General features: G+C 47.6%; 12 protein-coding genes. 8 read left to right on the top strand and 4 right to left on the bottom strand.

What is annotated here, in order from left to right:
• The first annotated feature begins 192 nt into the window (after nucleotides 1-192).
• Both V2P20_RS04960 and V2P20_RS04955 read left to right on the top strand, forming a co-directional pair.
• Nucleotides 193-1,206, top strand: a complete 1,014-nt coding sequence (locus tag V2P20_RS04960; protein WP_331816715.1) for a tryptophan--tRNA ligase — start codon at nucleotides 193-195, stop codon at nucleotides 1,204-1,206.
• Nucleotides 1,203-1,913, top strand: a complete 711-nt coding sequence (locus tag V2P20_RS04955; RefSeq protein WP_331816713.1) for a hypothetical protein — start codon at nucleotides 1,203-1,205, stop codon at nucleotides 1,911-1,913. The genes V2P20_RS04960 and V2P20_RS04955 overlap by 4 nt, the downstream gene beginning before the upstream one ends.
• Nucleotides 1,914-1,919: 6 nt before the next feature.
• Here V2P20_RS04955 and V2P20_RS04950 read toward each other — a convergent pair whose 3' ends face one another.
• The gene (locus V2P20_RS04950) at nucleotides 1,920-2,489 is read right to left on the bottom strand and encodes a YigZ family protein (protein WP_331816711.1); all 570 of its coding nucleotides are present in this window, start codon (nucleotides 2,487-2,489) and stop codon (nucleotides 1,920-1,922) included.
• Between the two features lie 29 nt (nucleotides 2,490-2,518).
• Between V2P20_RS04950 and V2P20_RS04945 the strand changes: the two genes are divergently transcribed.
• Nucleotides 2,519-4,018 (top strand): FAD-linked oxidase C-terminal domain-containing protein, encoded by a 1,500-nt coding sequence (locus V2P20_RS04945; RefSeq protein WP_331816709.1) that lies wholly within the window; start codon nucleotides 2,519-2,521, stop codon nucleotides 4,016-4,018.
• A 14-nt stretch (nucleotides 4,019-4,032) separates the two neighbouring features.
• On the opposite strand, the gene V2P20_RS04940 is transcribed toward V2P20_RS04945, so the two are convergent.
• Entirely contained in the window at nucleotides 4,033-4,530 is a 498-nt protein-coding gene (locus V2P20_RS04940; protein WP_331816707.1) for a hypothetical protein, read from the bottom strand.
• A 39-nt stretch (nucleotides 4,531-4,569) separates the two neighbouring features.
• Nucleotides 4,570-5,964, bottom strand: coding sequence for a hypothetical protein (locus tag V2P20_RS04935; protein ID WP_331816705.1), 1,395 nt, complete (start codon nucleotides 5,962-5,964; stop codon nucleotides 4,570-4,572).
• A 188-nt stretch (nucleotides 5,965-6,152) separates the two neighbouring features.
• On the opposite strand from V2P20_RS04935, the gene V2P20_RS04930 reads away from it, so the two are divergent.
• Complete coding sequence (locus V2P20_RS04930; RefSeq protein WP_331816703.1) at nucleotides 6,153-6,587, top strand: hypothetical protein; 435 nt, start codon at nucleotides 6,153-6,155, stop codon at nucleotides 6,585-6,587.
• Nucleotides 6,588-6,603: 16 nt separating this feature from the next.
• On the opposite strand, the gene nadB is transcribed toward V2P20_RS04930, so the two are convergent.
• A complete protein-coding gene (nadB, locus tag V2P20_RS04925; protein ID WP_331816701.1) occupies nucleotides 6,604-8,211 on the bottom strand; it encodes an L-aspartate oxidase in 1,608 nt (535 codons plus the stop codon).
• Nucleotides 8,212-8,386: 175 nt separating this feature from the next.
• Here nadB and rpoE point away from each other — a divergent pair, with 175 nt between their 5' ends.
• From rpoE to V2P20_RS04905, 4 genes are all read left to right on the top strand, one after another.
• Nucleotides 8,387-8,977, top strand: a complete 591-nt coding sequence (gene rpoE / locus V2P20_RS04920; RefSeq protein WP_027159263.1) for an RNA polymerase sigma factor RpoE — start codon at nucleotides 8,387-8,389, stop codon at nucleotides 8,975-8,977.
• A 13-nt stretch (nucleotides 8,978-8,990) separates the two neighbouring features.
• Nucleotides 8,991-9,533: a sigma-E factor negative regulatory protein gene (locus V2P20_RS04915; RefSeq protein ID WP_331816695.1), complete on the top strand. Its 543-nt coding sequence runs from the start codon at nucleotides 8,991-8,993 to the stop codon at nucleotides 9,531-9,533.
• A gap of 5 nt (nucleotides 9,534-9,538) precedes the next feature.
• On the top strand, nucleotides 9,539-10,486 hold the full coding sequence (locus V2P20_RS04910) for a MucB/RseB C-terminal domain-containing protein (RefSeq protein WP_331816693.1): 948 nt from the start codon (nucleotides 9,539-9,541) through the stop codon (nucleotides 10,484-10,486).
• Between the two features lie 449 nt (nucleotides 10,487-10,935).
• A complete protein-coding gene (locus V2P20_RS04905; RefSeq protein ID WP_331816691.1) occupies nucleotides 10,936-12,336 on the top strand; it encodes a DegQ family serine endoprotease in 1,401 nt (466 codons plus the stop codon).
• The last annotated feature ends 3 nt before the right edge of the window (nucleotides 12,337-12,339 follow it).

Here is a 12,339-nt window from a genome sequence, read left to right as displayed (position 1 = left end):
TAACCCAAACGATAATTTTAAAATGGAGCCGGATTAAGACGCGTCGTTTAGTCGACGCGTATCCGGACTTTCAGTCCGTTATTCGAACCCACCCGCTTGAGCGGGTGGTTGTTTAGTGAGTGTGCTACTGGATATTAGCCTGAATTTATGTAATATGGTACACCAAACACAACCGGACTTGAGTATTATCGAATGACCAAAGCAACAATTTTAACGGGAATTACTACCACAGGTACGCCTCATTTGGGTAATTATGTAGGCGCCATCAGGCCGGCGATTGCCGCCAGCAAAGATGCGCATGTTTCGCCATTTTACTTCCTTGCCGACTATCACGCGCTGATCAAATGCCAGGAGCCGGAGCGGGTCCGCCAGTCCAGTCTTGAAATTGCGGCAACCTGGCTGGCCTTGGGGCTGGATACCTCGAATGCCGTGTTTTACCGGCAATCCGATGTGCCCGAGATTATGGAGCTGACCTGGGTGCTGACTTGCGTCACGGCAAAGGGGTTGATGAACAGGGCGCATGCCTATAAGGCGGCGGTTGCCGAAAACGAGGAGGGCGGCGAGAACGATCCCGATAAAGGCGTGACCATGGGACTGTTCAGCTATCCGATTCTGATGGCTGCCGATATTCTGATGTTTAATGCCCATAAAGTGCCGGTTGGCAAGGATCAGATTCAGCATATCGAAATGGCCAGAGATATCGCAGGACGCTTCAATCATATTTACGGCGAGCACTTCGTATTGCCTGAAGCGGTTGTCGATGAAAATGCCGCAACCCTGGCGGGGCTGGATGGCCGGAAGATGAGCAAGAGTTATAACAACACCATTCCCTTGTTCGAGCCTGAGAAAAAATTACGCAAGCTGATCAACAAGATCAAGACCAATTCCCTGGAGCCCGGCGAGCCCAAGGACCCGGAAACCTGCACGTTATTCAGCATTTATAAGGCGTTCGCTACGCCATCGGAAGTGGCCGAGATCCGTCAGCGCTATGCGGACGGCATAGGCTGGGGGGAAATGAAACAGGTCTTGTTCGAGCATATCAATGAGCAAATTGCGCCGTCAAGAGAGCGTTACGAGGCATTGATGCAGGCGCCGGAGCACATTGAACAGCAATTGCAGGAAGGCGCCGAAAAAGCACGTGCGATCAGCGTGCCTTTTATCAAGGAATTGCGCCATGCTGTCGGCATTTCGCGGATCTCGGCGTGAAGAGGACAAGTTTCAGCGGCTGGCTCAGTCAGGCTTTCTGGCTGATCGGCCGTGAGCCTCTGGTGTGGATCGGATACATGTTGGTTGCCGGCCTTCTGTTAGGCGTCGGGCGTGTATCATTGGCTTTGGGCGTCTTTCTGTCGGTGGCGAGTCTGTTCGTCGGGGTCAGCGTGGCAAAATACACTGATTTGAAAAGTTCGGACGGGCATTCGGTCAGTCTTTACTGGGCGATCAGCAAAAGTTTGCCATTAGCCGTGCTGGCGGCTCTCAGCATCGTGCTTTGCTGGTTTGTCTTCAGGCTGGCCGCCAATATTTATAGCGAGGAATGGGAAAAAATTGCCCAGTTTTTCTATTATTGGGAGTTGACGCCTGAGAATATGGACGACAAGTCATTGCGGCAGCTGGCCGGCTGGCTTTATTCATCGGCAATCGTGGCGCTTATTTTCGTTCTGTTAATGCTGACCACATTCGCCAGCTGGTTCAGTTACCCGCTGATGCTGTTTAAAAACTATACCTGGAGTCAGGCAAAGGAACAGGGCAATAAGGCTGTTACCCGGCATCTGAGCGCCATCTATAAACTGCTGGGCTTTGTCTTTGCCGCCGTATTCATCGGGGGCGGCATGATGCCGTTGCTGACGCCGGTCTTATATGCGCTGGTTTCAACATTGATGTATGTTTCCTACCAGACAATTTTTGAGCCCGGCTAAGGGTTGTCAAGCATTTCCCGGAAAGCTTTGTAACAATAGGTCCACGTTGTCAGCCGGCAATTGAATCAGCAGTTTGATTTGCTCGGCAAAATCCTGTTCTACGATCTGGCCGTCGAGTTTTTTCAATTGGTATTCGAGCGGCTGCATTTGGTTGTAATCCAGCGTCAACCGGATTCTTGCCAGTTCCACAAACGGGTGAATGTCCGCCGCCTCGATAACGCTTTTGGCGGCGTTGCCATAAGCGCGCGTCAACCCGCCCGCGCCCAGCTTGACGCCTCCGAAATAGCGGATCACGGCAATGAGCAGATTAATCAGTTGTTTGCCTTCGATATGCTGGAAAATGGGTTTTCCGGCCGTACCGGTGGGTTCGCCCGCATCATGGAATCGGCTGATAAAGCCGCGGTCGGTCTTGATGCGGTACGCGAAAGCGATGTGATTGGCATTGGGGTGTTCGGCATATAGTTGCTTAAGGTTCAGCAATGCCTCGTTCTCACTGAGGCACGGAACAATCACTCCGATGAAGCGGGATTTTTTAATTGTGTCTTCTATTGTCAGTTTGGATTTGACACAATGCATGGTTAGCTCTCATTTATTGACGATGACTTATGATAACAATTCAGCCGCACGCATCGGAAACAATTCGGCATCAGATTGACCGCAGTGTGTTGATCAATGAATTTAAAACGTTTTTACCCCGGGCAGCGATTGTTTTTGACAAAGAAGCCTTGAAGCCGTTCGAATGCGATGGTTTGTCGGCCTATCACTGCGTGCCGTGGCTGGTCGTATTGCCCGAGACAGTCGAGCAGATCCAGCGCATTGTTCGGTTCTGCCATCAATTAGGAGTGCCGGTAGTCGCCAGAGGGGCCGGGACGGGCTTGGCAGGCGGGGCCGTGCCATTGGCGAACGGTGTCTTGCTGAGTTTGGCCAAGCTCAATCAAATTCTTGAAATCGATAGCGTCAATCGTTTGGCTGTCGTGCAGCCGGGCGTGCGCAATCTGGCTATTTCGCAGGCGGTAGCACCTTTTGGACTTTATTATGCGCCGGATCCTTCATCGCAGATTGCCTGCACGATAGGCGGCAATGTCGCCGAAAATTCGGGGGGTGTGCATTGCCTTAAATACGGGCTGACAACGCATAATATTTTGCGTATTAAAATGCTGACGATGGATGGCGAACTCGTCACTATCGGTTCGCACGGTCTGGATAGTGCCGGTTTGGACTTGTTGGCATTAATGGCTGGATCGGAAGGCATGCTGGGCATTATTGTTGAAATAACGGTCAAGTTGTTGCCTATTCCTGAACTGGCGCAGGTTTTGTTGGCAGCTTTTGATGATACCGAAAAGGCCGGGCGGGCGGTTGCGGAAATTATTGCTGCCGGACTGATTCCTGCCGGGCTGGAGATGATGGACAAGGCGGCGATTAAGGCTGTCGAAGATTTTATTCATGCGGGTTACCCTGATAACGCAGAAGCGATACTGCTATGTGAACTGGACGGCACACGGGAACAGGTCGAAGAAGAGCTGGAGAAAGCCGTAGCGCTCCTGGCGGACAGCGGGGCAATGGAGGTCAAGGTTGCTCAATCGGAGCAGGAAAGGCAGAGAATGTGGGCTGGCCGCAAGTCAGCGTTTCCTGCGGCGGGGCGCATCTCGCCGGATTATTATTGCATGGATGGTACGATTCCCAGACGCTATTTGGCAAAAGTGCTGAAAGATATCAGTAGACTATCCGAAAAGTACGGTTTAGCGGTGGCAAATGTCTTTCATGCCGGCGACGGCAATTTGCATCCGTTGATTTTGTACAATGCCAATCATGAAGGGGAACTGGAAAAAGCCGAACAGTTTGGCGGCGACATCCTGAAATTGAGCGTTGAATTAGGCGGTACGATTACCGGTGAGCATGGGGTGGGCGTCGAGAAGATCAATCACATGTGTATTCAGTTTACCGATAACGAGTTAACCCAGTTTCATGCCGTGAAGAGGGCATTTGACGAAACAGGCCTGCTCAATCCCGGCAAGGCCGTGCCGACACTGCACCGCTGCGCTGAATTAGGGGCGATGCATGTGCATCAGGGCGAGGTCGCGCATCCCGAGTTGGACCGATTCTGAGGCTGGCAAGGCCGCTATATGACCTGTGCCAGGGCGAAAGCACCGCCGTAAGTCACCATGAAATAAAGGAAGGATAAAACCAGAGAGGCAACAAGATTAATGGACAGGATACGCTGGATGAGGTAAGCGATCAGCGCATACTGCCATAAAGCCAAGGCGGCAAATGTATAATAGCTTAAAGCATCATCGGTAGTGGTCAGCCAGACAATCACGGGCACGACAAAAATAGCGACGACATTTTCACAGAATAGAAAAGCGGTTGCTGCCTGTATAAATACATACAGAGACCTGTTGAGGATCAGCATGATCCCTATAAATAAAAAGGTTAGCGCTGTTTCCAGGCTAACCTCATAAAACGATTCTACAGGATCATCCACCATGTTCACCTGTATGAAATATTCAACAATATAGTAGAACCAGAAATTTTGTTTGAAAAAATCAACTGATCTAGGCAGCGTCAGCGGGTTGCTTTGAAACCAGCAAAGCGCCAGATATTGCTTTAAAATAGCCATATAGCCACAAAATGATGCAGAATTGACTTAACGGTTCGATTAATTTGCTGAATTTAGCGGGTCCAAATAATTGTTTGATGACCGGTCGTTGTAAGTGCCAAAACTATCATTCAATAATTGAACCAGTTCCTTGGTTTTGTTGGATAATTGAGATAGGCGGGCTTTGGTTTTTTTGTTCCAGCCGGCAGGTTCGGTAAACGGCAGTAACATGCGTGAAAAAGTCAGATTTTTTTCAAAGAGTTTGGCCAGGTTTTCCATTAAGTGAAGTTCTTTCTGTCTGGCAGTTAGCTGTTTGATGATTAATTTGGCTTGCAACTTGCTGATGAGTATATGCAGCGGAACGATTATGGCTAGCAGGACAAGCAGGATAGCTGGGCCAATGATCGGGTCTATCAATAGATCCAGAATCCCCATCTGTATTTCGGCGAAAAGGGCAAACGTGATAATGAATCCCAAAATCAACAGCGTGGAAAAGTTGACGCGGTCTTTCCAGATCGCAATGCCTTTTGTGACTTCCGGGACCACGGTGTTATCAATTTCACGGATGCTTTTTTCCAGCGAGTGCAGGACACGGTATGACCGGTCGTAGCCCACATTGACCATGCGTTGGTCTATCGCGGCAAAAGCGGCCTGGTTTTGAGGGCTGATTGTATTTTCTACGGTAGACAGAACAATAAATTGTCCGGTATTCAGGCCCAATCCTGACAATTTTCTTTGCCAGGAAGAAATGATCTCATTGTTAAGAGCCGGATTTAGTGCCGCTGCCGGCTCATTGATAATATAAACGAATTTGTTGGAATCCTGATGGCGAATGATGGTTTCGACCAATTCGTCAACCGGTGCGGCTGAATCAAAGGCGTCCGTAAAAATTAAAACCAGATCCGAACATTCAATTGTATGCCGCATTAACAGCGAGGCAACTGAGTTAGACGATACGGCGCTGATATTGGGGGCATCAATGAATAGCTTGCCTTTTAACCGATCGCTGCTGATGGTTTTCAATTCCAGATAAGAATTGATGCGGTCGCCTTCGCCCGGCTGTTGCTGTTCAATTTTGCGGCTGATCTGATAGAACGGGTACCGGTGATCAACATCCAGAGCAGTACCTGGCAAAATGGTAGGGGTGGTTTGACTGCTATGCAGCAGCACAGTAAATTTGTGGCTGGACGGCTGAAGCCCGGAGAGCATGTACTCTGAGCCTAAATAGCTGTTAATAAACCCGGATTTCGCGGTTGAGTTGCCGCCGATCAGGCTGATGATCGGCCACCAGGAATCCTTGCAAGCCGTCGTCTCATCATCGCCGAGCAGCCCTAGATCGAATTCAATTTGATCAAGCTCATGGAAGACTTTTGCCGCTCTCTGTAATACAGGATTGTCACTGGCAAAGTTCTTTTCAAGGTTGAGCAAATATTTGCTTACTGTTTTTTCAGCCATCAGATCGAAACCGTGTTTGTTAGAATTATAATTATATTAGAGCAGGGAAAAGTATACACTCAGATAAGCTGGATGATACAAAAACAGTAAAAATATTAAAAGAATTTTATTGTTTCCAAAGGCCCTATGTTTGACAGCTTTCTTTTCTGCTCGAGCGGGCTAGATTTATAGTATATTGAAAAGATTAAATGAACTCTTTAGGTGAAATAAAAAATCAGATGGCAAAATGGAATAAGATCCCGGTTGATTTTCATGGCTGCATGTTGATTTTTATGGCGATAATGTTATCAGGGTGTGCAACGTCTTTTGGCGCTGGGTATGGCGCAAACAGGCAGTCAAGGGAAGAGTTTGCGCGTTATGTAGAAGATGTTTTCCGTTTACAGAACAGCATGACCAGTGAGGTCATGATGTTGACAGAAAGCGAAAGGGATTCGGGGAGTCATGTGACTTTAATCAGAGCGGAGCAACATATGCACAAAATATGCGCTCCTCTTAATGAATATGCATCCCGCGACAGCGACGGGTTAAGTGTCGGGCTTCTGTTGAGTCGCGATGTGGAGAAGTCCGCCGTAGACTGCGAGCAGGCGGCGCGTCAAGTCCAGTCGCTGTTAAAGGAATTGTAACGCGCCTATAGGTTGGTTATGGCGACAGAATAGTGTTTTGGGCTGGCTTGCTGTTGTCTGTCTCCGGATAATCCAGCGTGTAATGTAGTCCCCGGCTTTCCTTCCGCTGTTGGGCGCAGCGAATTATCAGTTCTGCGACTATGACCAGATTGCGCAATTCCAGTAAATCGCTGGTAACACGGAAGTTGCCGTAATATTCAGCAATTTCTTTTTTAAGCAGTTCCACCCGGTTCATGGCTCTGTTCAGGCGTTTGTCGGTTCTTACGATGCCTACATAATCCCACATAAAATGACGCAATTCGTCCCAGTTATGGGATACCACTACTTCTTCATCCGAATCACTGACTTGCGATTCATCCCAGTCAGGAATATTGGAGGCGGCCGGGATAGCGGGAAGCTTCCGCAAAATATCCTCGCTGGCGAGATCAGCAAAAACCAGGCATTCCAGTAATGAGTTGCTGGCCATGCGGTTGGCGCCGTGCAGACCTGTGCAGGCAACTTCCCCTATGGCGTAGAGATTTTCGATATCGGTACGCGCATGGCTGTCCGTTAGTACGCCGCCGCAGGTGTAATGCGCCGCGGGTACGACAGGAATAGGCTGTTTGGTGATATCGATACCGAATTCAAGACAGTGCTGATAAATGGTAGGGAAATGCTCCCGTATAAACTGTTCCGATTTATGGCTGATGTCCAGGTAAACGCAGTCAATGCCTCGCTTTTTTATCTCGTGGTCTATGGCTCGGGCAACGATATCGCGGGGCGCCAGTTCGCCTCTGGGATCGAAATTCTGCATAAAAGGCGAGCCATCCGGCAGAATCAGCTTGCCGCCTTCGCCTCTGACGGCTTCACTGATCAGGAAAGAGCGGGCTTGAGGGTGGGGATGGTAAAGGCAGGTCGGATGAAACTGCATAAACTCCATGTTGCTGACGCGGCAGCCCGCCCGCCAGGCCAAGGCAATGCCGTCGCCGGTTGAGCTTTGCGGATTCGTGCTGTAAAGATATACCTTATTGGCGCCCCCTGTTGCCAGCACGACGACTCGCGCGGCAATGGTCTTGACTTGATGTGTCTGGGCATCCAGTACATAGGCGCCTATTACGCGCTTGGCAGAAGCGGCGGAGTTTGGTACCGTGATTAAATCGACGACATTATGATGCTCGAACAATTCGATATTAGCATGTTCTTTGGCGCGTTCAATGAGCGATAAAGACACTGCTTTACCTGTTGCATCATTGGTATGTACAATACGGCGATGGGAATGACCGCCTTCCCGGTTTAAATGCAGTTTTGTTTCGCCGGACTGCGTTTGTTCTTCAGTAAACAGCACGCCTTGTTGGCGTAACCAGTCTATAGAACTTTTTCCGTGTGTAACGGTAAGTCTTACAATTTCAGGATTGCAGAGGCCCGCGCCTGCATCCAGCGTATCTTCAATATGGGATTCAATAGAATCCTCGGCATCAAAAACTGCGGAGATGCCGCCTTGGGCGTAATAGGTACTGCCGGACGTCAAGGCAAATTTTGAAAGAACAGCAATTCGCATGGGGTGCTCGGCCAATTTAAGCGCTAAACTCAGGCCCGCGCCGCCGCTACCGATAACAAGGACGTCATAATTTGTGGAATAAGGCATAAAAGAAGCTGTCATTGAATCAAAGAAAAATGTTTTACTGTGCTAATGTTACGTTAAATTAGCTCGCTGCTTATTATTTATGGATAATAAAGCTTTTTAGAGTGATAGCAATTTTTTTGTATCAAAAGAACTTATGCGGTTTAATTCTGTCTACTTCAACAATTAAAGAGCTGTAGTGAATAATCAAACAAGGACAAGCGAACAACTAGATAAAGAGCTGGTGCTGCGTGTGCAACACGGCGATAAGTCAGCGTATGACCTTTTGGTGGTTAAATATCAGCATAAGATCATTCAGCTGGTGAATCGTTATGTCAAAGATCCAAGCGAAGCTCAAGATGTGGCTCAGGAAGCATTTATAAAAGCCTATCGCGCATTAGGAAATTTCAGAGGCGATAGTGCTTTTTATACCTGGTTGTACCGCATCGCTATTAATACAGCAAAGAATTACTTGGTGTCCCGGTCAAGAAGAAGCTTTGATTATCAGGTGGATATTCAGGATGCCGAACAAATTGAAAATGTACCTCAATTACAAGGTATGGAAACGCCGGAAAGACTTTTATTGAATCAGGAAATAGTTGAGGTCATTAAAGCAGCAATTGACAAGTTGCCTGAGGAAATGCGCACAGCAATTATGTTGCGGGAGTTCGAGGGAATGAGTTATGAAGAAATTGCTGTGGCAATGGATTGTCCGGTTGGTACGGTGCGATCGCGTATTTTTAGAGCGCGTGAGGCAATCGATAATAAATTAAACCCCTTGCTCGATTAAATGGTGATTTTCGATGCATGAAGATTTGAATCAAAAAATCTCTCAATTCCTTGACAATGAGCTTAGTGCCGACGAATCTTTAAGTTTATTACAAAAAATACAACAGAACGCCGAGTTAAGAGACAAGATGAACCGCTATGCGGCGGTAAGTCATGCTCTGAAAACTGACACATTTCTGTCGCCGAGATCCGATTTCGTTGAACGGATCAGTCAGGAAATCCAACATGAACCTGTTTATATGTTACCCCAGCATAATAAATTTAAGCGGAGCCATAAAATCAGCGCCTTGGCGGCATCTATCGCTATCATTGCCGTGATAGCGAGCCAAAGCATGGATCATCAGACTGAACAATATCAACCTTCGCCGATTGAAGTGGCTCAGTCGCAGTTGCCGGAACAGTCTTCCGACTCGATAGTCTATAGGGATCAAACTAGACAGTATCCGGTAAATACACGATTTAATGATTATCTTCAGGCACACAACAGTAGTGTTTATACCAATGGCGAGGTCAATTTTCAGTCCTTTGCCAGTGTTACTGTTTACAATCGGGAATAATTAAAGTGGTAAAACGTTTTTTTCTTGTGTTGCTTTTATCAATAAAAACGGTTTTTGCAGCAGATGTTGAATTAAATGCTCGGCAGGCATTAACAAAAATGACTAACGCCATGCGGGTCCTGAATTATCAAGGCACTGTTGCCTTTTTAAGAAACGGCAAGCTGGAGACCATGAAATATTTTCATGCAGCCGAAAAGGGTATTGAGCAGGAACGCCTGCTATCGCTAAATTCTCCGCTGCGCGAAATTATCAGGGATGCTGACAAAGTCAGTTGTTTATTCAAGTCCACCCAGCAGGCGGTGGTCGACCATCGACCCGTAGGGCACTCTTTCCTGGTCGATGTGCCTCAGGACTTGGATGAACTGAGTGCTGTCTATGATTTTAAGATGACCGGCGAGGAAGATGTGGCCATGTTGCCGGCCTATGTTATTGCCATTCAGCCTAAAGATGATTTTAGGTATGTCAGAAAAATATGGATAGAAAAACAGCAGTTTCTGCCGCTGAAAGTGGCCGTATATGATCTTTCAGGCACGGTTCTGGAGCAGGTTGTTTTTACGGATTTAGAGGTTAAAGAAGCGTTGCCTTTTGTCGAGGCCAAGTTCGGGGAAGCGACTGAGAATGTTAAGCATATCCATCAATTACAGGCCCAGGCATCGGATCAGGCAACTTTTGTTGTAAATAATCTGCCGTCTGGTTTCGAGGAAATATTTTTTACCCGCCGGCCTATTCATAATTCTAATCAGCCGGTTGATCATCTGCTGTTAAGTGACGGTTTTGCCGCAGTTTCAGTTTATATGGAAAACAAAAATACAGCTATGCAGCAAGGATTGCAATCGGTAGGCGCGGTTAATTCTTTTAGCCGAACAATAGATGATTGGCAGCTTACGGTGATGGGCGAGGTGCCGGCAAAAACAGTCAAATTTATTGCTGAAGGCATTAAGCTGCGGCATTAGAAGGTTAATAAAATATGGTTGTATTACAACAATAAAGAGCAACCATACTCTGAACATCACTGATATCCTCATGCCCTAGATAGAGCGTCATCATGCAGCGGTCTATAAGTCTGACACCCATTCAGTCACTCCGGAACATACTTTAATACAACCGCATGGCACTCGTTCCCGATTTCGCCGCTGAAACAGGAGGCGTGGAAGTGTGTAAGAAAGGCGACGAGGTGTTCTGATTTAGAGCCTCAGTAAGTAATATCCTGACTTTACGTTTTTAATGTCCGGCCCGTTTTCTAAATCCGAATATAAGTGTGCACCATCAGCTTCTTCTTTTTTCGGAGGCATGACTGATTTTTATAAGTACAAAGTCTTTGGCTTATGAAGTATTTTGTAACAAATTGCTGATTCCTTAAATTATAAGTTATTTATTATTAATGATTAGAAATGGAGTTTTTATGCTCAATAAGCTTATCTGGTCTTTTTTTCTGGTTCTTTTGTGCAACCAAAATGCTTTAGCACAATTACCCGATTTTACGGAAATGGTAAAAAAGGAGGGAGGGGCTGTGGTCAATATCAGTACCACGCAGAAGGCGCCCGCTGGAGCTGATGATCTGGCGCAAGAGCCGCAATTGCCCGAAGGTATTCCTCCTGAGATGGAAGAGTTGTTCAAGCATTTTTTCAATGGTCAAGGCGGTGGATATATACCGAGGGAGACTAAATCCCTGGGGTCGGGCTTTATTATTTCCCAGGATGGTTATGTGTTGACTAATCATCATGTAGTAAAGGATGCCGATGAGATCGTGGTGAAATTGTCTGACCGCCGCGAATTGCTGGCCAAACTGATCGGTTCCGATGCGCGTACCGATGTGGCCGTATTAAAAGTTGATGCCACTGATTTGCCAGTGGTTGATATTGGCGACCCTAATAAGCTGCAGGTCGGCGAGTGGGTTTTAGCTATCGGTTCGCCTTTCGGATTTGAGCAGTCGGTGACGGCAGGTATAGTCAGTGCTAAAGGCCGCAGCTTGCCTGGCGGGAATTACGTGCCGTTCATTCAAACGGACGTGGCGATCAATCCGGGTAACTCGGGCGGACCATTGTTCAATATGGACGGCAAAGTTGTTGGCATTAACTCCCAGATTTACAGCCGCACGGGCGGTTTTATGGGGCTTTCATTCGCCATCCCAATGGATATCGTTATGAACGTCGTCGACCAGATAAAAGCCAGCGGCAAGGTCGCTCGTGGCTGGTTAGGCGTGCAGATTCAGGATGTGACCCGCGAACTGGCTGAATCATTCGGTATGAAAAAACCGCAGGGAGCGCTGGTGTCCAAGATAATTGCCGGCAGTCCTTCAGAGAAAGCCGGGATACAGATCGGCGATATTATTACCGAGTTTAATGGCCAGCAGATCGAGACATCCGGTGAACTGCCGCCTTTGGTAGGGATGACGCCTATTGGCGATAAAGCAACGGTTAAAATCATCAGGCAAGGCGAGACTAAAACGCTGCCTGTGACCATCGGGCTCTTGCCGGAAGAAGAGGAAAAAGTAGCTGAAGCCAAAGTGGAAGCTAAACCCGATAACCGCTTGGGCGTCAGTGTTACTGATCTGACTAATGAACAAAGAGAGCAGTTGCAGGTTATTCAAAACGGTGTCCTGGTCCAGAACGTTGTGAAAGGTCCTGGCAGAGATGCAGGCATACAGCGTGGCGATGTGATTTTACGAATTCAGAATAATATCGTTCGCGATGTGGCTGATTTTGATAAAATAGTCAAAAATCTTCCGGTCGGCAAATCAATCGCTGTTCTGATTCAGCGTCAAGGCAGTCCGGTCTTTTTGGCACTTAAAATAGAAAAATAACAC

Origin of the sequence: Methylobacter sp. Wu1 (assembly GCF_036553575.1) — a bacterium.
Classification (GTDB): Bacteria; Pseudomonadota; Gammaproteobacteria; order Methylococcales; family Methylomonadaceae; genus Methylobacter.
Note: the sequence above shows the minus strand (reverse complement) of the source record. Positions and strands in the feature narration are given on the sequence as shown.

Bases quoted from the DNA above. Each gene is read 5' to 3' on its own strand.
- V2P20_RS04960 (WP_331816715.1), top strand. From the start codon at position 193: ATGACCAAAGCAACAATTTTAACGGGAATTACTACCACAGGTACGCCT.
- V2P20_RS04950 (WP_331816711.1), bottom strand. From the start codon at position 2,489: ATGCATTGTGTCAAATCCAAACTGACAATAGAAGACACAATTAAAAAA.
- V2P20_RS04945 (WP_331816709.1), top strand. From the start codon at position 2,519: ATGATAACAATTCAGCCGCACGCATCGGAAACAATTCGGCATCAGATT.
- V2P20_RS04940 (WP_331816707.1), bottom strand. From the start codon at position 4,530: ATGGCTATTTTAAAGCAATATCTGGCGCTTTGCTGGTTTCAAAGCAAC.
- V2P20_RS04935 (WP_331816705.1), bottom strand. From the start codon at position 5,964: ATGGCTGAAAAAACAGTAAGCAAATATTTGCTCAACCTTGAAAAGAAC.
- V2P20_RS04930 (WP_331816703.1), top strand. From the start codon at position 6,153: ATGAACTCTTTAGGTGAAATAAAAAATCAGATGGCAAAATGGAATAAG.
- nadB (WP_331816701.1), bottom strand. From the start codon at position 8,211: ATGCCTTATTCCACAAATTATGACGTCCTTGTTATCGGTAGCGGCGGC.
- V2P20_RS04915 (WP_331816695.1), top strand. From the start codon at position 8,991: ATGCATGAAGATTTGAATCAAAAAATCTCTCAATTCCTTGACAATGAG.
- V2P20_RS04905 (WP_331816691.1), top strand. From the start codon at position 10,936: ATGCTCAATAAGCTTATCTGGTCTTTTTTTCTGGTTCTTTTGTGCAAC.